At 60.6% G+C, this 19979-nt stretch carries 19 protein-coding genes; 15 read left to right on the plus strand and 4 right to left on the minus strand.

The window, feature by feature from the left end; genetic code table 11:
- The first annotated feature begins 10 nt into the window (after nt 1-10).
- The 5 genes from odhB to brnQ all read left to right on the plus strand — a co-directional run bounded on the left by odhB (nt 11) and on the right by brnQ (nt 6675).
- The gene (gene odhB, locus Q7C30_RS19310; protein WP_317872426.1) at nt 11-1240 is read left to right on the plus strand and encodes a 2-oxoglutarate dehydrogenase complex dihydrolipoyllysine-residue succinyltransferase; all 1230 of its coding nucleotides are present in this window, start codon (nt 11-13) and stop codon (nt 1238-1240) included.
- Between the two features lie 96 nt (nt 1241-1336).
- Nucleotides 1337-2773 carry a dihydrolipoyl dehydrogenase gene (gene lpdA, locus Q7C30_RS19315; protein ID WP_029612067.1) on the plus strand — a complete coding sequence of 479 codons (1437 nt, stop codon included), beginning with the start codon at nt 1337-1339 and terminating at the stop codon, nt 2771-2773.
- Between the two features lie 170 nt (nt 2774-2943).
- Complete coding sequence (gene sucC, locus Q7C30_RS19320; protein ID WP_029612068.1) at nt 2944-4110, plus strand: ADP-forming succinate--CoA ligase subunit beta; 1167 nt, start codon at nt 2944-2946, stop codon at nt 4108-4110.
- Complete coding sequence (sucD, locus tag Q7C30_RS19325) at nt 4110-4994, plus strand: succinate--CoA ligase subunit alpha (protein ID WP_016393102.1); 885 nt, start codon at nt 4110-4112, stop codon at nt 4992-4994. Before sucC ends, sucD begins: the two co-directional genes overlap by 1 nt.
- Nucleotides 4995-5361: 367 nt before the next feature.
- Nucleotides 5362-6675, plus strand: coding sequence for a branched-chain amino acid transport system II carrier protein (brnQ, locus tag Q7C30_RS19330; RefSeq protein WP_029612069.1), 1314 nt, complete (start codon nt 5362-5364; stop codon nt 6673-6675).
- 283 nt (nt 6676-6958) lie between these two features.
- On the opposite strand, the gene Q7C30_RS19335 is transcribed toward brnQ, so the two are convergent.
- Complete coding sequence (locus Q7C30_RS19335) at nt 6959-7234, minus strand: hypothetical protein (protein WP_029612070.1); 276 nt, start codon at nt 7232-7234, stop codon at nt 6959-6961.
- A 151-nt stretch (nt 7235-7385) separates the two neighbouring features.
- Between Q7C30_RS19335 and Q7C30_RS19340 the strand changes: the two genes are divergently transcribed.
- From Q7C30_RS19340 to Q7C30_RS19360, 5 genes are all read left to right on the plus strand, one after another.
- A complete protein-coding gene (locus tag Q7C30_RS19340; protein ID WP_317872427.1) occupies nt 7386-7877 on the plus strand; it encodes a PaaI family thioesterase in 492 nt (163 codons plus the stop codon).
- Nucleotides 7874-8332 (plus strand): PaaI family thioesterase, encoded by a 459-nt coding sequence (locus tag Q7C30_RS19345; protein WP_317872428.1) that lies wholly within the window; start codon nt 7874-7876, stop codon nt 8330-8332. The genes Q7C30_RS19340 and Q7C30_RS19345 overlap by 4 nt, the downstream gene beginning before the upstream one ends.
- Nucleotides 8333-8417: 85 nt before the next feature.
- Nucleotides 8418-10325 (plus strand): molecular chaperone HtpG, encoded by a 1908-nt coding sequence (gene htpG, locus Q7C30_RS19350; RefSeq protein WP_317872429.1) that lies wholly within the window; start codon nt 8418-8420, stop codon nt 10323-10325.
- A 63-nt stretch (nt 10326-10388) separates the two neighbouring features.
- Nucleotides 10389-11114 (plus strand): dienelactone hydrolase family protein, encoded by a 726-nt coding sequence (locus Q7C30_RS19355; RefSeq protein WP_029612074.1) that lies wholly within the window; start codon nt 10389-10391, stop codon nt 11112-11114.
- 71 nt (nt 11115-11185) lie between these two features.
- On the plus strand, nt 11186-12190 hold the full coding sequence (locus tag Q7C30_RS19360) for an amidohydrolase family protein (protein WP_317872430.1): 1005 nt from the start codon (nt 11186-11188) through the stop codon (nt 12188-12190).
- A gap of 64 nt (nt 12191-12254) precedes the next feature.
- Here the strand turns inward: Q7C30_RS19360 and Q7C30_RS19365 are convergent, their stop codons facing one another.
- Complete coding sequence (locus tag Q7C30_RS19365; protein WP_317872431.1) at nt 12255-12950, minus strand: type 1 glutamine amidotransferase domain-containing protein; 696 nt, start codon at nt 12948-12950, stop codon at nt 12255-12257.
- A gap of 351 nt (nt 12951-13301) precedes the next feature.
- On the opposite strand from Q7C30_RS19365, the gene Q7C30_RS19370 reads away from it, so the two are divergent.
- The 5 genes from Q7C30_RS19370 to Q7C30_RS19390 all read left to right on the plus strand — a co-directional run bounded on the left by Q7C30_RS19370 (nt 13302) and on the right by Q7C30_RS19390 (nt 17985).
- Entirely contained in the window at nt 13302-13616 is a 315-nt protein-coding gene (locus Q7C30_RS19370; protein ID WP_317872432.1) for a DUF3077 domain-containing protein, read from the plus strand.
- 132 nt (nt 13617-13748) lie between these two features.
- Nucleotides 13749-14264, plus strand: a complete 516-nt coding sequence (locus tag Q7C30_RS19375; protein ID WP_317872433.1) for a hypothetical protein — start codon at nt 13749-13751, stop codon at nt 14262-14264.
- Nucleotides 14265-14451: 187 nt separating this feature from the next.
- Nucleotides 14452-15711, plus strand: a complete 1260-nt coding sequence (codB, locus tag Q7C30_RS19380; protein WP_317872434.1) for a cytosine permease — start codon at nt 14452-14454, stop codon at nt 15709-15711.
- A 136-nt stretch (nt 15712-15847) separates the two neighbouring features.
- On the plus strand, nt 15848-17089 hold the full coding sequence (codA, locus tag Q7C30_RS19385) for a cytosine deaminase (protein WP_317872435.1): 1242 nt from the start codon (nt 15848-15850) through the stop codon (nt 17087-17089).
- A 158-nt stretch (nt 17090-17247) separates the two neighbouring features.
- Nucleotides 17248-17985, plus strand: coding sequence for a hypothetical protein (locus tag Q7C30_RS19390; RefSeq protein WP_295483089.1), 738 nt, complete (start codon nt 17248-17250; stop codon nt 17983-17985).
- 63 nt (nt 17986-18048) lie between these two features.
- Here the strand turns inward: Q7C30_RS19390 and fabB are convergent, their stop codons facing one another.
- Together fabB and fabA are read right to left on the minus strand one after the other, a co-directional pair.
- Nucleotides 18049-19269, minus strand: coding sequence for a beta-ketoacyl-ACP synthase I (fabB, locus tag Q7C30_RS19395; RefSeq protein WP_039578624.1), 1221 nt, complete (start codon nt 19267-19269; stop codon nt 18049-18051).
- 11 nt (nt 19270-19280) lie between these two features.
- The gene (gene fabA / locus Q7C30_RS19400; RefSeq protein WP_029612079.1) at nt 19281-19796 is read right to left on the minus strand and encodes a 3-hydroxyacyl-[acyl-carrier-protein] dehydratase FabA; all 516 of its coding nucleotides are present in this window, start codon (nt 19794-19796) and stop codon (nt 19281-19283) included.
- Between the last annotated feature and the right edge of the window lie 183 nt (nt 19797-19979).

The following is a 19979-nucleotide window of genomic DNA, read 5'->3' on the forward strand; positions in this document are numbered from 1 at the left end:
AACACTGATAATGGCTATCGAGATCAAAGCCCCAACCTTCCCGGAATCGGTTGCCGACGGCACCGTTGCCACCTGGCACAAGAAGCCGGGCGAAGCCGTCAAGCGTGACGAGCTGATCGTCGACATCGAGACCGACAAGGTCGTCCTGGAAGTGCTGGCCACCGCCGACGGCGTGCTGGGCGACATCGTCAAGGGCGAGGGCGACACCGTCCTGTCCGACGAAGTACTGGGTTCGATCGTTGAGGGTGGCGCAGCTGCCGCTGCACCTGCCGCCGCCGCTGCGGCACCGGCTGCCGCTCCGGCTGCTGCCGCCGCTGACGCTGGCGAAGATGACCCGGTTGCCGCGCCTGCCGCACGCAAGCTGGCCGAAGAGAACGGTATCGATCTGGCCTCTGTGAAGGGCACCGGCAAGGGCGGTCGTGTGACCAAGGAAGACATGGTCGCGGCCATCGCCAACAAGAAGTCCGCGCCTGCTGCTGCTCCGGCCGCCAAGCCTGCCGCTGCCGCCGCTGCCCCGGTCGTCGTCGCTGCCGGCGATCGCACCGAGAAGCGCGTGCCGATGACTCGTCTGCGCGCCAAGATCGCCGAGCGTCTGGTCGAAGCGCAATCGAACATGGCCATGCTGACCACCTTCAACGAAGTGGACATGACCGAAGTCATGGCCCTGCGTTCGAAGTACAAGGACCTGTTCGAGAAGACCCACAATGGCGTGCGCCTGGGCTTCATGTCGTTCTTCGTCAAGGCCGCCACCGAGGCGCTCAAGCGCTTCCCGGCAGTCAACGCATCGATCGACGGCAACGACATCGTCTACCATGGCTACGCGGACGTCGGCGTAGCCGTGTCCAGCGACCGTGGTCTGGTGGTGCCTGTGCTGCGTAACGCCGAATCGATGTCGCTGGCCGAGATCGAGAACGGCATCGCCACCTTCGGCAAGAAGGCCCGCGACGGCAAGCTGTCCATCGAAGAGATGACTGGCGGTACCTTCACCATCACCAACGGTGGTACCTTCGGTTCGATGATGTCGACCCCGATCGTCAACCCGCCGCAGGCTGCGATCCTGGGTATGCACAACATCATCCAGCGTCCGATGGCGATCAACGGCCAAGTGGTCATTCGCCCGATGATGTACCTGGCGCTGTCCTACGACCACCGTCTGATCGATGGCAAGGAAGCCGTAACCTTCCTCGTCACCATCAAGAACCTGCTGGAAGATCCGTCCCGCCTGCTGCTGGACATCTAATCGCACAGTTGCAAGCGGCAAGCGCCAGGCTTCCTGACTAAGCCTGCCGTTCCAGCCGCTTGCAGCTTGAAGCTTGAAGCTAAAAAGGAATCTTTTATGACCCAGAAATTCGACGTAGTGGTGATTGGTGCGGGTCCTGGCGGCTATGTGGCTGCCATCAAGGCTGCCCAGCTCGGTCTGAAGACTGCCTGCATCGAGGAATACACCGACGCCGAAGGCAAGCTGGCCCTGGGCGGTACCTGCCTGAACGTCGGCTGCATTCCCTCCAAGGCGCTGCTCGACAGCTCCTGGAAGTACAAAGAAGCGAAAGAAAGCTTCAACGTCCACGGTATCTCCACGGGTGAAGTGAAGATGGACGTCGCCGCGATGATTGGCCGTAAGGCCGGCATCGTCAAGAACCTGACCGGTGGTGTGGCCACCCTGTTCAAGGCCAATGGCGTGACCTCGATCCAGGGCCACGGCAAGCTGCTGGCGGGCAAGAAAGTCGAAGTCACCAAGGCTGATGGCAGCAGCGAAGTCATCGAAGCAGAGAACGTGATTCTCGCTTCCGGCTCGCGCCCGATCGACATCCCACCGGCGCCAGTCGACCAGAAAGTCATCGTCGACTCTACCGGCGCGCTGGAATTCCAGGCCGTGCCTAAACGCCTGGGCGTAATCGGTGCCGGCGTGATCGGTCTGGAGCTGGGTTCGGTCTGGGCTCGCCTGGGCGCAGAAGTGACTGTCCTGGAAGCTCTGGACACTTTCCTGATGGCCGCCGACACCGCGGTTTCCAAGGAAGCCCAGAAGACCCTGACCAAGCAAGGTCTGGACATCAAGCTGGGTGCGCGCGTCACCGGTTCGAAAGTCACTGGCGAAGAAGTCGAAGTCACCTACACCAACGCCGAAGGCGAGCAGAAGATCACCTTCGACAAGCTGATCGTCGCCGTGGGCCGTCGTCCTGTGACCACTGACCTGCTGGCCGTCGACAGCGGCGTCAATATCGACGAGCGTGGCTACATCTACGTTGACGACTACTGCGCCACCAGCGTCCCAGGCGTCTATGCCATCGGCGACGTGGTGCGTGGCCTGATGCTGGCGCACAAGGCCTCGGAAGAGGGCATCATGGTCGTCGAGCGCATCAAGGGTCACAAGGCCCAGATGAACTACGACCTGATCCCGTCGGTGATCTACACCCACCCGGAAATCGCATGGGTCGGCAAGACCGAGCAGGCATTGAAAGCCGAAGGCGTTGAGGTTAACGTGGGTACCTTCCCGTTCGCGGCCAGCGGCCGTGCGATGGCGGCGAACGACACCGGTGGTTTCGTCAAGGTCATCGCCGATGCCAAGACCGACCGTGTGCTGGGCGTTCACGTGATCGGCCCATCGGCTGCCGAGCTGGTTCAGCAGGGCGCTATCGCCATGGAATTCGGCACCAGTGCCGAAGACCTGGGCATGATGGTGTTCAGCCACCCGACTCTGTCCGAAGCGCTGCATGAAGCCGCGCTGGCTGTGAATGGCGGCGCCATTCACGTGGCCAACCGTAAGAAGCGTTAATTATAAAAACCACGGCGGGCTGCCCGTCGTGGGTCTTGCGCGCAAGATCCACCGCGGAATGTCCGCCGGACCGGGCCACCGGAACAATCCGGGGTTAACGGTCACAGGTGGCGCGGCGCTGGAAACAGCGCAGCGCCGAAGCGCAGTACCTAACGAAGACGGTAAAAAGCATGAATCTTCACGAGTATCAGGGTAAACAGCTGTTCGCTGAGTACGGCCTGCCAGTTTCCAAGGGTTTCGCGGTCGATACCCCTGAACAAGCCGCAGAAGCCTGCGACAAGATCGGTGGTTCCGAGTGGGTGGTAAAAGCCCAGGTTCACGCCGGTGGTCGCGGTAAAGCGGGTGGCGTCAAGCTGGTTCGCAGTAAAGAAGACGCCAAGGCGTTCGCTGCGCAGTGGTTGGGCAAGAATCTGGTGACCTACCAGACCGATGCCAACGGTCAGCCAGTCTCCAAGATCCTGGTCGAGTCCTGCACTGACATCGCCAAGGAGCTGTACCTGGGCGCTGTCGTGGATCGCTCGAGCCGCCGCATCGTGTTCATGGCCTCCACTGAAGGTGGCGTGGACATCGAGAAGGTCGCCCACGACACCCCTGAGAAGATCCTCAAGGCTACCATCGACCCGCTGGTCGGCGCTCAGCCGTTCCAGGGTCGCGAGCTGGCGTTCCAGCTGGGTCTGGAAGGCAAGCAAGTTCAGCAGTTCGCCAAGATCTTCGTAGGCCTGGCCAAGCTGTTCAAGGATCACGATCTGGCCCTGCTGGAAGTGAACCCGCTGGTGATCAAGGCCGACGGCGACCTGCACTGCCTCGATGCCAAGATCAACATCGATGCCAACGCCATGTACCGTCAGCCCAAGCTGAAGACGTTCCACGATCCGTCGCAAGACGACGCCCGTGAAGCCCACGCTGCCAAGTTCGAACTGAACTACGTCGCGCTGGAAGGCAACATCGGCTGCATGGTCAACGGTGCTGGCCTGGCCATGGGTACCATGGACATCGTCAACCTGCACGGCGGCAAACCGGCCAACTTCCTCGACGTGGGCGGTGGTGCTACCAAAGAGCGCGTGACCGAGGCGTTCAAGATCATTCTGTCCGACAGCAATGTCGCGGCCGTTCTGGTCAACATCTTCGGTGGTATCGTGCGCTGCGACATGATCGCCGAAGGCATCATCGGTGCAGTCAAAGAAGTCGGCGTGAAAGTGCCGGTGGTTGTTCGCCTTGAAGGCAACAACGCCGAACTGGGCGCTAAAGTACTGGCAGAAAGCGGTTTGAACATCATTGCGGCAACCAGCCTGACCGACGCTGCTCAACAAGTTGTCAAAGCTGCGGAGGGCAAGTAATGAGCGTCCTGATCAATAAAGACACCAAAGTCATCTGCCAGGGCTTCACCGGCTCGCAAGGTACTTTCCACTCCGAACAAGCCATCGCCTACGGCACCAAGATGGTTGGCGGCGTCACTCCAGGCAAGGGTGGCACTACCCACCTGGGCCTGCCGGTGTTCAACACCGTCAAGGAAGCCGTGGAAGCCACCGGTGCTGACGCTTCGGTCATCTACGTTCCGGCTCCGTTCTGCAAGGACTCCATCCTCGAAGCGGCCTTCGGCGGTATCAAGCTGATCGTCTGCATCACCGAAGGCATCCCGACCCTCGACATGCTGGACGCCAAGGTCAAGTGCGACGAACTGGGCGTGACCCTGATCGGTCCTAACTGCCCAGGCGTCATCACTCCGGGCGAGTGCAAGATCGGCATCATGCCAGGCCACATTCACTTGCCAGGCAAGGTCGGTATCGTTTCGCGTTCCGGCACCCTGACCTACGAAGCGGTCAAGCAGACCACCGACGCCGGCTTCGGCCAGTCGACCTGCGTCGGCATCGGTGGCGACCCGATCCCAGGCTCCAACTTCATCGACATCCTGAAGCTGTTCCAGGAAGATCCGAAGACCGAAGCGATCGTCATGATCGGCGAGATCGGCGGTTCGGCTGAAGAAGAAGCGGCTGCCTACATCAAAGCTAACGTTACCAAGCCGGTCGTTTCCTACATCGCGGGCGTTACCGCGCCTGCAGGCAAGCGCATGGGCCACGCTGGCGCCATCATCTCCGGCGGCAAAGGCACTGCGGACGAGAAGTTCGCTGCCCTGCAGGACGCTGGTGTCAAGACCGTGCGTTCCCTGGCAGACATCGGCAAGGCCCTGGCCGAGCTGACTGGCTGGGAAGCCAAGAAGTAAGCGACTCGCTGTACCCCCCACGCGCACAGAGGCCACCTTCGGGTGGCCTTTGTCGTTTCTGTCCTGCAGCTCTAGGATTTTTCCTCATGGTTAACAGGATCCTTCATACAGAAGCTTTCCGCGTCTCTGGAATAATCCCTACGTCATCGGTCGCTTAAACGACAAACATGTACGCACATCGGACAAGCCGCACCGCTACAGTGCGTTTGCTGGCCAAATTCTGTACCCTACGCGTCACTCTGTGCCCGTACCCCAAAAGGGAACGACACGCTAAACGGGTCTGGCTCATCAGGCCGGGCAGCATTTCCGCCATCCATGTGGAAATCCCCTCTCGAACCCCGATTTCAGCAGTGTGGTACTTCCTTAAATGAAAGTGTTAAAAGGCCAGGATATCCTGGCACTTGGCTTTATGACGTTCGCGCTTTTCGTGGGTGCGGGCAATATCATCTTCCCCCCTATCGTCGGCCTGCAGTCCGGGCCGCACGTGTGGATGGCGGCGCTGGGCTTTCTGGTCACGGCCGTGGGCCTTCCGGTCATCACCGTGGTGGCGCTGGCCAAGGTCGGCGGCGGCATGGATGCGCTGAGCAGTCCGATCGGCAAGTTCTGTGGTGGCCTGCTGGCTGCTGTCTGCTACCTGTCGGTGGGGCCGTTGTTCGCCACGCCGCGCACGGCGACCGTCTCCTTCGAGGTAGGCGTTGCACCCCTGACCGGCGAGAGCCCACTGGCGCTGTTCATTTACAGCCTGGTGTATTTCATCGTAGTGCTGGCGGTGTCGATGTATCCGGGCAAGCTGCTCGATACTGTCGGACGTTTCCTCGCACCGCTGAAGATCATCGCCCTGGCCGTGCTGGGTATCGCAGCCTTCATGCTGCCAGCCGGCGGTATCGGCGAGGCGCAACCTGCCTATGCCGCCGCGGCGTTTTCCAAAGGCTTCTCCGATGGTTATTTGACCATGGACACCTTGGGCGCTCTGGTATTCGGCATTGTCATCGTCAACGCCATTCGCTCGCGTGGTGTCGAGTCGCCGAAGTTGATCACCCGCTATGCCATCATCGCCGGGCTGATCGCTGGGGTCGGCCTGGCCCTGGTGTATATCAGTCTGTTCCGGCTGGGGGCGGGTAGCCACGAGATTGCTGCCGGCGCCAGCAATGGGGCTGCCGTGTTGCATGCCTATGTTCAGCATACCTTCGGCTCGCTGGGCAGTGGTTTCCTCGCCGTGCTGATCGCGCTGGCCTGCCTGGTCACCGCCGTAGGCCTGACCTGTGCCTGCGCCGAGTATTTCAGCCAGATGCTGCCGCTGTCCTATCGCGCGCTGGTGGTGATCCTCGCCGGGTTCTCGCTGCTGGTGTCCAACCTTGGTTTGACCAAGCTGATCATGTTCTCGATTCCGGTGCTCACTGCGATCTATCCGCCGTGCATCGTGGTAGTCGGGCTCAGCTTCGTCAACGACCTGTGGAATTCGCCGACGCGTATTCTCGCGCCGGTGATGCTGGTTTCGCTGATCTTCGGCATCGTCGATGCGATCAAGGGCAGCGACATCGCCCATATGTTGCCTGACTTCCTGGCACACCTGCCGCTGAGTGATCAGGGACTGGCCTGGTTGGTGCCTTCGGTCGCGACGTTGGTAGTTGCCGTGGCGTGCGACCGCCTTCTTGGCAAACCACGCGAAGCCTTGGCCTGACAGATCGAAGTGTGCCGGTGGTAACGGCTATACGTTACGCAGCCACTGAGTGAAGTGCCCATCAACAACCCTGCAATCTTCAGACTGCAGGGTTTTTTTATGCGAGTAAGCGACAGCCGCCAGGCGAGGGGTGCACGTGGAGAAGTTGCTCTGGCGCGAAACGCGCGCGTTCAGCAGTCGTTTCGGCAAGAACAAGAGTTTGCACTTCCCAAGTGAAGCGTTTCACCATTAAGTTGCGGCCATAAAAAAACCCGACATTGTCGGGTTTTTTGTTCTGCTTGAATTACTGCTTGGCAGGTTCAGCAGGAGCGGTGGTCGGCGCCGGATTGGACGGCTGAGCTTCCTCGACGGCCTTCTGCTGCGCTTCAGCCTGATCTTTGGCAGCTTCGGCATTTTCCTTGGCGGCGTCGTTCACTTTATCCTGGGCTTCGCCCATCTTTTCCTGGGCCTGCTCGGCATGTTTCTGTGCGTCCTGAGCTTTATCTTCGCTGGACTTGTCGCATGCAGCCAGACCCATGGCGGCGGCCAGCATCAGAGCAAAAGCGAAAGGTTTACGCATGGGATGTTTCTCCTTGTGGAATAAGTGAGTTGAAACCTTCGAGTTCGGCGGTGTGTGAGAAGTTCAATGCCGCGTGCAGATATATAAACACGCCACTCGCCTCGACTTTTTCCAGGCCCTGTGGGCCAGTACAACACGGAGCGCTCTGGTCATGAAGCCAACCCCTACAGAGCTCAGCACGCTGATGGCAATGTCGCAGCGATTCCTGTCGGCGCTGAGGCATTGCCAGCAGTTGCAGATGCGGGTGCAGCATGCCGATGCGCAGGGCATGACCTTGGTGCTGCCTTGGTCGGACAGGTTGGTGGGCAATCCGCAGACCGGCGCCGTGCACGGCGGGGCGCTCACCACGTTGCTGGACACCACCTGCGGCATGGCGACGCTGTGCGTGCTGCCGAAATTCGAAGTCTGTCCGACGCTGGACCTGCGTATCGACTACATGCACCCGGCCAAGCCAGGTTTGGACCTTTACGGTCATGCGCACTGCTACCGGGTGACCCGCGATGTGATCTTCACTCGGGGTAGCGCTTACCAGGACGACCCGGCGCAGCCGATCTGCCAGGTCGTGGGCACCTTCATGCGTCTAGGTGGTGAGACGCGCGCAGGCCTGAGTTTTGCCGCGCGCATGGGCGAGGGGCAGGCATGATCCCTGCGCCGATACGCCAGCAACTGACAGAGGCGCATGCACGCGGCGACTATGCGCCGTTATTGGCACTGATTCCCTACGCCGGGCTGATCGGCATCGAATGTCAGCGCGAGGGCGATGATCTGCTGTTTCGTCTGCCCGCCAACCCCGACAACATCGGCAACCCGCTGCTCCCGGCCATTCATGGCGGCGTGATCGCGGGTTTCATGGAGCTTTCAGCCGCCCTGTACCTGTTGGTCTTCAGTGAGAGCTTGAGCATTCCCAAGATCATCGACTTCTCCATCGATTACCTGCGCGCCGGCCATTACCGCGACACGTTCGCCCAGTGCCAGCTGTGGCGCCAGGGGCGGCGGGTGACCAATGTGTCGATCACCGCTTGGCAGGGCGAGCGCGGCTCGCCCATCGCCACGGCCCGGGCGCATTTCAAGATCCAGCCGCAGCCACCCTTGAAATAGCCAGCCATGCCCCCATCTGCTGAACATCCGCCCATCAGGCTCGACGCCTGGGGCGCAATGACCAACAGATCGGAGTGTGAAGACGATGAGTGTGGAGACTCAAAAAGAAACCCTGGGCTTCCAGACCGAGGTCAAGCAACTGCTGCACCTCATGATTCATTCGCTGTATTCGAACAAAGAGATCTTCCTGCGCGAATTGATCTCCAACGCCTCCGACGCTGCTGACAAGCTGCGTTTCGAAGCCCTGGCCAAGCCCGAGTTGCTAGAGGGCGATGCCGATCTGAAGATTCGCCTGAGCTTCGACAAGGAAGCCGGCACGGTCACCCTGGAAGACAATGGCATCGGCATGAGCCGCGCGGATGTCATCACCCACCTGGGTACCATCGCCAAGTCCGGCACGGCCGACTTCATGAAAAACCTCACCGGTGATCAGAAGAAGGACTCGCACCTGATCGGCCAGTTCGGCGTGGGCTTCTATTCCGCGTTCATCGTTGCCGACAAAGTCGATGTCTACAGCCGCCGTGCTGGCACTGCTGCCGCCGAAGGCGTGCACTGGTCGTCCAAGGGCGAGGGCGACTTCGAAGTCGCGACCATCGACAAGCCGCAGCGCGGCACGCGCATCGTCCTGCACTTGAAGCAGGATGAGCAGGAGTTCGCCGACGGCTGGCGCCTGCGCAATGTGGTGAAGAAGTATTCCGACCACATCGCGTTGCCGATCCAGTTGCCAAAAGAGCAATCGGCCGCAGCCGAAGGCGAAGAGCAGCCTGCTGAAGAGTGGGAAACCGTCAACCGCGCCAGCGCGCTGTGGACCCGCCCGCGTACCGAGATCAAGGACGAGGAGTACCAGGAGTTCTACAAGCATATCGGCCATGATTTCGAAAACCCGCTGGCCTGGAGTCACAACAAGGTCGAAGGCAAGCTGGAGTACAACTCGCTGCTGTACGTGCCGGCACGTGCGCCGTTCGACCTGTACCAGCGCGAAGCACCGCGCGGCTTGAAGCTGTACGTGCAGCGCGTGTTCATCATGGACCAGGCCGAATCGTTCCTGCCGCTGTACCTGCGCTTCATCAAGGGTGTGGTCGACTCCAACGACCTGTCGCTGAACGTCTCGCGTGAAATCCTGCAGAAGGATCCGATCATCGATTCGATGAAGTCGGCCCTGACCAAGCGCGTGCTGGACATGCTGGAGAAGTTGGCGAAGAACGAACCGGAACAGTACAAGGGCTTCTGGAAGAATTTCGGCCAGGTGCTCAAGGAAGGTCCGGCCGAAGATTTCGCCAACAAGGAAAAGATCGCCGGTCTGTTGCGCTTCGCCTCCACGCACGACGACAGCGGCGAGCAGAGCGTCAGCCTGGCCGACTACCTGGCTCGCGCCAAGGAAGGGCAGGACAAAGTCTACTACCTCACTGGCGAGTCCTACGCGCAGGTCAAGAACAGCCCGCACCTGGAAGTCTTCCGCAAGAAAGGCATCGAAGTGTTGTTGCTCACCGACCGTATCGATGAGTGGCTGATGAGCTATCTCACCGAGTTTGATGGCAAGAGCTTCGTCGATGTCGCCCGTGGCGACCTGGACCTGGGCAAGCTGGATTCCGAAGAGGACAAGAAAGCCCAGGAAGAAGTGGCCAAGGACAAGGAGGGGCTTGTCGAGCGTCTGAAAACGGCGCTGGGCGACAGCGTGGCCGAAGTGCGCGTATCGCACCGTCTCACCGACTCTCCGGCGATCCTGGCCATCGGCGAGCAGGACTTGGGTCTGCAGATGCGCCAGATCCTCGAAGCCAGCGGTCAGAAGGTGCCGGACTCCAAGCCGATCTTCGAATTCAACCCGACTCACCCGCTGATCGAGAAGCTCGATCACGAACAGAGCGAAGATCGCTTCTCGGAGCTGTCGCACATTCTGTTCGACCAGGCGGCCTTGGCCGCTGGCGACAGCCTCAAGGATCCGGCAGCGTATGTGCGCCGCCTGAACAAGCTGCTGGTCGAGTTGTCTGCTTGAGATGACGCACCGCAAAGCCCGCTTCGGCGGGCTTTTCTTTTGGTCAAGCCTGAGGAATGCATGATGAGCAAGGTAATCGTCGAGTCGCTGGTCTATCACCTGTCCGGCCGCAGCTATGAAAGTCGCCTGGTCTTTGAGCCTGGGGCGGCCGCACGGCCTGCATTGGTGATGGCACCGAACTGGATGGGTATCGGCGAAGTGGCTGAGCGCGTCGCCAAGGAAGTGGCCGAACAAGGCTACGTGGTCTTGATCGCCGACCTGTACGGGCAGGGCGTGCGTCCCTCGAATGCTGAAGAGGCGGGGGCGGCGATGATGCCGTTGAAGAATGACCGCGACGAGTTGCGCAAACGTATGCACGAGGCCCTGGCGCAGTTGCTCGGTCAGTCCAAGGCGCTCCTGGCGCCTGGTAAAGCGGGCGCGTTCGGTTTCTGCTTCGGTGGGTGCTGCGCACTGGAGTTGGCACGCAGTGGCGCGGACCTCAAGGCGACGGTGTCTTTCCATGGCACCCTCGATACGCCTAGGCCTGAAGACGCTTCGCGTATCAAGGGCTCGGTACTCGTGCTGCACGGCGCCTCCGACCCGCTGGTACCCGCCGAACAACTGCCGGCATTCGAGGCCGAAATGAACGCGGCCAAGGTCGATTGGCAACTGCTGAGCTATGGCGGTGCGGTGCATTCCTTCACCGATCCTACCGCCAACGTGCCGGGCAAGATGCAGTACGATCGACGCACCTCGGAGCGTGCGTTCCGCTCGATGCACAATCTGCTCGAGGAAGTGTTCAAGGCGTGAAGTGGCAGTCCTGAACGATCGGCCTGCGGCGGTGGTCTACGCTGCTTCGATTGTCATCAGGACGTTGCCCCATGATCGCCAGAGCACTGGCCTGCCTGTTGTTTTCCGCCAGCCTGTGCCCAACGGTGCAGGCTCGCGATTATCGCTACAGCGATGCCCACCTGCATTACGTCGACTTCTTCCAGGAAAGTGAAGGCATGCCCGCCTTGCTACGGGCCATGGATCAAGCAGGGGTCGATCACGCGATGATCTCCGGTATTCCGGTGGCGAAGAAATGGCACGAGGACGAGCCCAAGCGTCCTCGCTATTACGCAGGTGACGACGCCGAAGCGTACTGGTTCAGTGCCACCGACATTCACGTGGCTGCGGCGGTGCAGAAACTGCCCGCCGAACAGCGTAAACGCTTTCATCCATTTCTTTCCGGGATCAATCCCGTGGACAAGAACGCGGTCAGCCATGTCGAGCGCATGCTCGAACTGTATCCCGATTTCTGGCAAGGCATCGGCGAGGTGTTCACCCGCCACGATGACCTGACGGCGCTGACCAGCGGCGATACGCCCCGGGCCAACAACGAGGCGATGGCGCGAATTTATCACCTGGCTGCTGAGCGGGATCTGCCGGTGATGGTGCACTCCAACATCACCTCCAAACGCGAGCGTAACCCGCTATATCTGGCGGAGATCGAAGAGCCGCTGCGCGATCATCCGCATACCCGATTCATTTGGGCCCACGCTGGCACCAGTCTGGAGATCCATCGTCACCAGACCCAGATGGACTTCATTCTACCCACCCTCGAGCGCATGCTCGATGCCTACCCCAACCTCTACATCGATTTGTCCTGGAGCATGCGTCAGCCCTATCTGCTGGATGAACAGGGAAAACCCCGCAAGGCCTGGCTGGCGCTGGTGGAGCGCTTCCCGGATCGATTCATGTTGGGTTCGGATGTGGTGGGCCGGTTCGCCAGCGTAGGCGAGCAGATGCATGGCTTCGACGTGTTTCTGGATGCGTTGCCCGAAGCCGTGGCCCGTCAAGTGGCGAGGGACAACTTCCTGGCACTATTACCAAAGCGTCGATGAGCACGCTTATCGCCATGAACCGTGTTGCGCAGGTCAGTGTGTGCCTGCGCAACACCTGTGGTTATCAGGCGTGCGGCTCTTTGGCCAGGCGTTTGAGCAGTGCCTCGGCCGTGGCGTGCGATGAGGCAGGATTCTGACCGGTGATCAGATGGTCATCTTCGATCACGTAACTGGCCCAGTCGGCTGCCTTGGAGTACTTACCACCCTGGGCCTTGAGCATGTCTTCTACCAGGAATGGCACCACGTCCGTCAGGCCGACGGCGTGTTCTTCACTGTTGGTGAAGCCAGTCACGCGCTTGCCATCGATCACCGACGAGCCGTCGGGCGCCTTCACCTGCTTCAGTACGCCGGGCGCGTGGCAGACGGCGGCAATGGGTTTGTTGGCCGCATAGAACGCTTCCAGCAAGGTGATTGAGTCCTTGTCCTGCGCCAGGTCCCAGAGTGGGCCGTGGCCGCCCGGGTAGAACACTGCGTCGAAATCGTAAGGATCGATCTCGCCCAGCGGTACGGTGTCGGCCAGCGCCATCTGTGCCTGGGTATCACCTCGGAAGCGTTCGGTGGCTTCGGTCTGGGCATCGGGTTGGTCGCTCTTCGGGTCGAGCGGCGGCTGGCCGCCCTTGGGCGAAGCCAGGGTGATCTCGGCGCCGGCATCGACGAACACGTAATACGGCGCGGCAAACTCCTCGAGCCAGAAGCCGGTTTTCTGACCGGTATCGCCGAGTTGGTCGTGGGAAGTCAGCACCATCAGGATCTTGTACATGCGAGTGGTCCTCCAGATCTTCGTGGGCAGCGCGCTATTCGCCTGCGTTAGTGTGGGAGGTCTCAAGGGCTGGGACGTTCCATCGGATGGTCTCGGGCGGCATTCAGCTGAGGAGGCGACTTCGATTCGGGTGAACCTTCCGAGTGTCGCGTAGGGCTTTTCCCATGATGCTATTTCCTCGTGTTGAGCCGTTGTGCCTTGATCAGTGGCCCTCTAGGCTTCGTCTGCTTGCTGCATTTCCTCATCCTGCCTCAGCCCACGGGCAGAGACGCACGCCGGGTTCGCGTGAGTCTGGTTGAGCTAGGACGAGGAAGTGTGGCAAGCACTTCATGACGATTTCCAGGAGGATATATGGGCAGTGACGATCAATCATCCAAGGGGCCTGAGCTCAAGGTCATCAGCGCCATGGACCGCTTGCGCCGTAAGCCGAGGATGGACTGGGTGCAGGCGATACCTGGCCTGCCGGCCAAGGACACGCTCATGGAAATTTCCGCCATCATGGGTTGCGTGACCGAGCTCACCCGTCGGGCCATCAATCACCCCCGTGAAGCCGCCGCGTTGATGCGCGCCACCTTCTACCTCAGCGGCATGAGCAAGGCCATGATCGATGGGCAGGTGGCACAAATGCGCGGTGATCAGTCAGCGCCAGAGGGCCCCAAGTCCTGAAGCAATCACTCATGCCTGACAGCGTCGTTCTATCGGCCTGACTTGGCAATCCCCTTGCCGCAAGCGTCACCGCCAGTGACCGCGCTACAATGCGCCACAGACGAGTATCCAAGGGCTCAAGGTGATGTCGAAATGCTGAATACGAACGAAACGCGGGTTTTCATTCGTCGTTTTGGCTGGGTGATATTGCTCGCCCACATACTGGTAATGGCAACGCTGGCGGTCACGTGGATCATCACAACTCCCCTTACATGGCGCGGTCATGAGCACGTGCTCAAGGTTGCGTTCTTTGCGACCGTTTTTGGCGGAGTGGTCATGGGGCTCGCGTTCATGCTCGTCGTACGCGGGCGCAGTTGGGGCGTGTGGATCAATGTGGTGTTACTGGTGCTGTGCATGGCCCTCACGCTCGCGTTTCATGCCCCGGGTCACGGAATGGCCATCCTGGGGGTAGCGCTGATGCTCCCATTGTTGGCGATGCTGGTGATAAACAGTGGTCGTCATCGGCAGGCGGTCAAACGCTACGCCGTCTTTCGTCGAGACAGGACCCGATGGGCAATGACGATCAGCATTGCCAAAGAAAAGGGTATCGATCTGAACCAGGAGGCCGAACGTCTCTTTGGTGGTACCGGCGCAGAGCGCGACCATTGACCGCCTTTCAAACGTGCATTCACGCTTCACAGTAGGGCGTAAACGCCTTCATTTTTAAAGCGATGCACTGTGTGGAGTGTTCACATCAAGTGAAGCTGGCTAGCGCCTGAGCACTCGCGCGCTTTGGCCAGCCCGGCCCGTATCTTGCTCTGCCTGTTGGAATCCTCACTCTTGGACTATTCCAATCATGAGTTCATCCGGCGAATTTTCTCTGACCGAAGTCCCTCCAGCAGCCCGCAAGGGCCTGCTTCCCATTGCCATGATCCTGTTCAGCTTCACGTTCTTCACCGGCACCATGTTCGCCGGGGGCAAGCTCGGTATAGCGTTTACCTTCGCCGACATGCTCTGGATAGCGACGATTGGCAATATTCTGCTGGCCGCCTATGCCGCGAGCCTGGCGTTCATCGCCTCGCGCAGTGGCCTGAATACCGTGTTGATGGGGCGTTTCTGCTTCGGCGAGGCGGGCAGCCGCCTTTCCGACTTCTTGCTCGGTTTCGCAGAGCTGGGCTGGTACGCCTGGGGCACGGCAACGGTGGCGATCGTATTGGTCAAGCTGCTGGGGTTGGCAGAGGGCTTCACTCCGGCCTTGATGGTGCTGTTCGGGTTGGGCTTCAGTGTCACTGCGATCATCGGTTTCAAGGGGCTTGACGGGTTGTCACGCGTCTCGGTGCCTTTGATGTTCGCGTTGCTGGTGATCTCGATGGTCATCGCTACACGCGATGCGGGCGGGTTTTCCGGGCTGCTGGCCGTGGTGCCGCATGAGAGCATGAGCTTCTCGGCCGCCGTGACCATGGTGTTCGGTACCTTCGCCAGTGGCGCGACACAGGCCACCAACTGGACCCGATTGTCGCGCAACGCACGGGCTGCGGTAGCCGCCAGCGTGGTGGCGTTTCTCGTAGGCAACGGCTTGATGGTGGTCGCGGGGGCTTGGTGCGCGATGGTTTATCAGCAAGCTGATATCGTCGAGGTGATGATGCTGCAAGGGCTGTCGTTCGCCGCGGTGGTGATGCTGTGCCTGAATCTCTGGACCATTCAAGGCCCGACCCTCTATAACGTGGCAGCCGCCAGTTGCCACCTGGCACGCAGTGAACGACGACGCACCGCTACGCTGCTCGCCGCAGGTGTCGGCATTGTGCTGGCGATAGGCGGTATGTACGAGTGGCTGATTCCTTTCCTGGTTTTGCTAGGCTCGATCATTCCGCCGGTCGGTGGCGTGATCATGGCCGATTTCTGGTACCGCTATCGCGGCCACTACTCCACCTTGGCTTCGGTCAAGCTGCCGCGCTACAACCGCGCAGGTCTTTTCGCTTATGCTCTGGGCGCGGTGTTGGCCTATAGCTCGCCGTGGGTCGCACCGCTGGTGGGAATCGGCGCCTCGGCACTGTGTTATGTCGTTCTGCTTGAGTTCAGAGCGCGAATACAGCCTGCGGTCCAAGCCAAACGCTAGGCCTGTCCCGGGGCTGCTTAGACTCCCCCTGCGTTCGTCATCGTCAATACCTTCCATGCGCGATTATCACGCATGAATGCTTTTATCGCGCCGTTGCTCTGGCGCGAGCGTAATAGCCAAGGCCAGGAGTAACGCCATGAATATCATCAACGCCCGCCTGCGCGGCAAGACCGGGCTGTTCACAGTCCGGGTGAGCGGCGAGCGCATTGCCGCCATCGAGCTCCAACCGGCGAAGATTGAACCGAGCAGTGCCGAGGATATCGACGCGGCACAGAACTTGGTGATACCGCCTTTCATCGAGCCGCATATCCACCTCGATGCCACCCTGACAGCCGGTGAGCCGCGCTGGAACATGAGCGGTACGTTGTTCGAAGGCATTGAATGTTGGGCCGAGCGCAAGGCTATCACTACCCACGAAGACATCAAGGCGCGGGCCAAGAAGACCATAGGCGCGCTGGTGGATCACGGCATCCAGCATGTGCGCACTCATGTCGACGTCACCGATCCGACCTTGGTGGCGCTCAAGGCCATGGTCGAGGTGCGCGAGGAGGTGCGTCATCTGATCGATTTGCAGATCGTGGCGTTTCCTCAGGAAGGCATCGAGTCGTACGCCAACGGGCGGGCCCTGATGACCGAGGCGGTGGCGCTGGGCGCCGATGTGGTGGGTGGTATTCCGCATTTCGAGAACACCCGCGATCAGGGCGTGTCCTCGGTCAAGTTCCTGATGGACCTTGCCGAGCGCACTGGCTGCCTGGTGGATGTTCATTGTGACGAGACCGACGATGCGCAGTCGCGCTTTCTTGAAGTGCTGGCCGAAGAAGCCCGTGTGCGCGACATGGGGGCTCGGGTCACTGCCAGCCATACCGTGGCCATGGGCTCCTATGACAATGCCTACTGCTACAAGCTGTTTCGTCTGTTGAAGATGTCGGGCATCAACTTCGTATCCTGCCCCACCGAAAGCATTCATTTGCAGGGACGTTTCGACAGCTTTCCCAAGCGGCGCGGTGTGACCCGCGTAGCCGAGCTCGACCGTGCCGGGCTGAACGTCTGTTTTGGCCAGGATTCGATCGTCGACCCCTGGTATCCACTGGGTAACGGCAACATCCTGCGCGTGCTCGAAGCGGGTCTGCATATCTGCCATATGCTCGGCTACGAGGATCTGCAGCGCGCGCTCGACCTGATCACCGACAACAGTGCGCGTACCTTGAATCTGGGCGAGCGCTACGGCATCGCAGTCGGGCGCCCGGCGAACCTGCTGGTGCTGTCTGCCGCCGACGACTACGAGATGGTTCGCAGCCAGGGGCATGCGCTGGTCTCGATCCGTGCAGGCAAGGTACTGATGCGTCGAACGCCTGCGCGAGTCGAACGATTCGTCTGAAGGGCAGGGCGGTCAGCCTGGAGCTTCATTGCCAGGCCTGTGGTGCTTGCACTTAAAGCGGCGTGGGCACGTGCTGAGCGCTTGCCTCGGCAGCCGTTACTTGGCACGCTTGGCCCCGGTCTTCAACTGCGCGTGCCGCGCTACAAGGAACCGCCAAGGTGAGTTGGGAAAAAGTCGGAAAGGCCCTCGCGGGTCTGTTGGTCGCGGCGGGCGCTGTCGCCGCGTTGTACGTTTCGTTCAAGGATGAGGGTGGGTTGAAAGCCTATGTCGCCTACGAGGCACTGACCTATCCCAGTCAGTTCAACGAACGCATCGGCCAGGCCCGAGAGCAGCTCAAGTACGAGCGACTGTTCGCCGGCGTCGAAGCAGTGGCTAAAGGCGCACTGAATCGCGACCAGGTCGAGGCGCTGGTCAGCCAGGCTCAAGCGCCCTACATGCAACTGTTCGCCAAACCCTTCGAGGCAGGGTTGGTCGATCACCGTACTGGGCTGTTCGTCACCTTGCGCAATACCAGCGACAAGCCTGTACAGAAGGTGTTGATCCGTCTGCCGGCCAAGGGCTTGGTGCAGGTCCGCGATGATGCCGGTGATGACAGCATTCCCGAAAATGCCACCAACATTATTCAGATCCCTGCAATCGAGCCCGGTGGCGTATGTCGCGTATGGGTGTACTTCGATGCGGACTTCTCGCAGATCACCCAAGGGGGCATCAGCATCGTGCATGCCGATGGGCCGGCGACCCTCCAGGTCATGCGTGAGGTCAGTGGCTTCCAGGCGCTGATGGCGCGCTATGGCCAAGTGTTGGTTGGTCTGGCGGTGGTGCTGGGGGCGGTGGTGCTGATCCTGGCCTACACGTGCGCACGCCAGCGGCGTCGTTTGCGGCGTCTGCGCGGTTGATCGGCATCTCCTGAAAGCAAAACGCCCCGACCAGGTCGGGGCGTTTCAGGTGTAGCGACGGTCTTACTTGCCGGTCCAGCGCTTGAGCACCAGGGTGGCATTGGTGCCGCCGAAACCGAAGCTGTTGCTCATGACCGTATCGATCTTGGCGTTCTCTTCAGTCTTGCGCAGCACTGGCAGATCGGCAACCTCTGGGTCCAGCTCGTCGATGTTGGCCGAGCCGGCGATGAAGTTGTTTTCCATCATCAGCAGGCAGTAGATCGCCTCGTGCACACCCGCTGCGCCCAGCGAGTGACCGGACAGGCTCTTGGTCGAGCTGATCTTCGGTGCCTTGGCGCCGAACACTTCACGCACGCCCTTCATTTCGGCAACGTCGCCGACCGGGGTGGAGGTGCCGTGGGTATTGAGGTAGTCGATCGGTGTATCGACGGTCGACAGCGCCTGCTGCATGCAGCGGATGGCGCCTTCACCGCTTGGCGCGACCATGTCGTAGCCGTCGGAAGTAGCACCGTAACCGACGATCTCGGCATAGATCTTGGCGCCACGGGCCAGGGCATGTTCCAGCTCCTCGACCACCACCATGCCGCCGCCGCCGGCGATGACGAAGCCATCACGGTCGGCATCGTAGGCGCGCGAAGCCTGCTCGGGCGTTTCGTTGCGCTTGGTCGACAGTGCGCCCATGGCGTCGAACAGGAACGACTGGCTCCAATGCTCTTCTTCGCCGCCACCGGCGAAGACGATGTCCTGCTTGCCCCACTGGATCTGCTCCAGCGCGGTGCCGATGCAGTGTGCAGAGGTGGCGCAGGCCGAAGAGATCGAGTAGTTGATACCCTTGATCTTGAACGGGGTGGCCAGGCACGCCGAAACGGTGCTGCCCATGGTGCGGGTAACGCGGTAGGGGCCTACGCGTTTCACGCCTTTTTCGCGCAGGGTGTCCAGCGCTTCCATCTGGTTGAGGGTCGAAGCGCCACCGGAGCCGGCTACCAGGCCAGTACGCGGGCTGGACACTTGTTCTTCAGTCAGGCCGGCGTCCTTGATCGCGTCCTGCATCGCCAGGTAGGCATAGGCAGCGGCGTGGCCGACGAAGCGATAGACCTTGCGGTCGATCAGCTCTTCCAGATTCAGGTCGATGGAGCCGGAAACCTGGCTACGCAGTCCCATTTCCTTGTATTCCGGGTTGTAACGGATACCCGGACGGCTGTTGCGCAGGTTTTCGGTGACGGTAGCTTTGTCATTGCCCAGGCACGAAACGATGCCCAGACCAGTGATAACGACGCGGCGCATGCGAATAACCCTTAGAAATTGTCAGTGGAGGTGAACACGCCGACCCGCAGGCCTTCGGCGGTGTAGATCTCGCGACCGTCGACGCTGACCGAGCCATCGGCGATGGCCATGTTCAGCTTGCCTTTGAGGACGCGCTTGATCTGAATGTTGTAGGTGACTTTCTTGGCCGTCGGCAGTACCTGGCCAAAGAACTTCACTTCGCCCGAGCCCAGGGCGCGGCCGCGGCCCGGCAGGCCTTGCCAGCCGAGGAAGAAACCGACCAGCTGCCACATGGCATCGAGGCCCAGGCAACCTGGCATCACCGGGTCGCCTTCGAAATGGCAGGCGAAGAACCACAGGTCCGGGGTGATATCCAGCTCAGCGACCAATTCACCTTTGCCGTACTTGCCGCCTTCTTCGCTGATATGAGTGATGCGATCGACCATCAGCATGTTCGGGGCGGGCAGTTGCGCATTACCTGGGCCGAACAGCTCACCGCGACTGCAGCGCAGCAGGTCTTCCCGAGTAAAGGCGTGTTGTTTGGTCATGCGAGCTCCTCAATAACCCCCTGTGGCAGGGGATGAATCTTCCTGGCCAGCCTGAAATCCTACAGATACCAGGGCGGCAGCCTACAGGTAGACTATTGCGTTGGGGTGAAAGTCACAGCGCACCTGGCAAAAGAAGTACAGGTGTGCACTGAAAGTTTATTTTCCGGGCCCTTGCAGGCTCTG

This window comes from Pseudomonas sp. RAC1 (assembly GCF_030658255.1).
In the GTDB taxonomy this organism is placed as follows: Bacteria; Pseudomonadota; Gammaproteobacteria; order Pseudomonadales; family Pseudomonadaceae; genus Aquipseudomonas; species Aquipseudomonas boreofloridensis.

Bases quoted from the DNA above. Each gene is read 5' to 3' on its own strand.
- brnQ (WP_029612069.1), top strand. From the start codon at position 5,362: ATGAAAGTGTTAAAAGGCCAGGATATCCTGGCACTTGGCTTTATGACG.
- lpdA (WP_029612067.1), top strand. From the start codon at position 1,337: ATGACCCAGAAATTCGACGTAGTGGTGATTGGTGCGGGTCCTGGCGGC.
- sucD (WP_016393102.1), top strand. From the start codon at position 4,110: ATGAGCGTCCTGATCAATAAAGACACCAAAGTCATCTGCCAGGGCTTC.
- Q7C30_RS19375 (WP_317872433.1), top strand. From the start codon at position 13,749: ATGCTGAATACGAACGAAACGCGGGTTTTCATTCGTCGTTTTGGCTGG.
- Q7C30_RS19340 (WP_317872427.1), top strand. From the start codon at position 7,386: ATGAAGCCAACCCCTACAGAGCTCAGCACGCTGATGGCAATGTCGCAG.
- Q7C30_RS19355 (WP_029612074.1), top strand. From the start codon at position 10,389: ATGAGCAAGGTAATCGTCGAGTCGCTGGTCTATCACCTGTCCGGCCGC.
- fabA (WP_029612079.1), bottom strand. From the start codon at position 19,796: ATGACCAAACAACACGCCTTTACTCGGGAAGACCTGCTGCGCTGCAGT.
- codA (WP_317872435.1), top strand. From the start codon at position 15,848: ATGAATATCATCAACGCCCGCCTGCGCGGCAAGACCGGGCTGTTCACA.
- sucC (WP_029612068.1), top strand. From the start codon at position 2,944: ATGAATCTTCACGAGTATCAGGGTAAACAGCTGTTCGCTGAGTACGGC.
- fabB (WP_039578624.1), bottom strand. From the start codon at position 19,269: ATGCGCCGCGTCGTTATCACTGGTCTGGGCATCGTTTCGTGCCTGGGC.
- codB (WP_317872434.1), top strand. From the start codon at position 14,452: ATGAGTTCATCCGGCGAATTTTCTCTGACCGAAGTCCCTCCAGCAGCC.
- Q7C30_RS19360 (WP_317872430.1), top strand. From the start codon at position 11,186: ATGATCGCCAGAGCACTGGCCTGCCTGTTGTTTTCCGCCAGCCTGTGC.
- Q7C30_RS19345 (WP_317872428.1), top strand. From the start codon at position 7,874: ATGATCCCTGCGCCGATACGCCAGCAACTGACAGAGGCGCATGCACGC.
- Q7C30_RS19335 (WP_029612070.1), bottom strand. From the start codon at position 7,234: ATGCGTAAACCTTTCGCTTTTGCTCTGATGCTGGCCGCCGCCATGGGT.
- odhB (WP_317872426.1), top strand. From the start codon at position 11: ATGGCTATCGAGATCAAAGCCCCAACCTTCCCGGAATCGGTTGCCGAC.
- htpG (WP_317872429.1), top strand. From the start codon at position 8,418: ATGAGTGTGGAGACTCAAAAAGAAACCCTGGGCTTCCAGACCGAGGTC.
- Q7C30_RS19370 (WP_317872432.1), top strand. From the start codon at position 13,302: ATGGGCAGTGACGATCAATCATCCAAGGGGCCTGAGCTCAAGGTCATC.
- Q7C30_RS19365 (WP_317872431.1), bottom strand. From the start codon at position 12,950: ATGTACAAGATCCTGATGGTGCTGACTTCCCACGACCAACTCGGCGAT.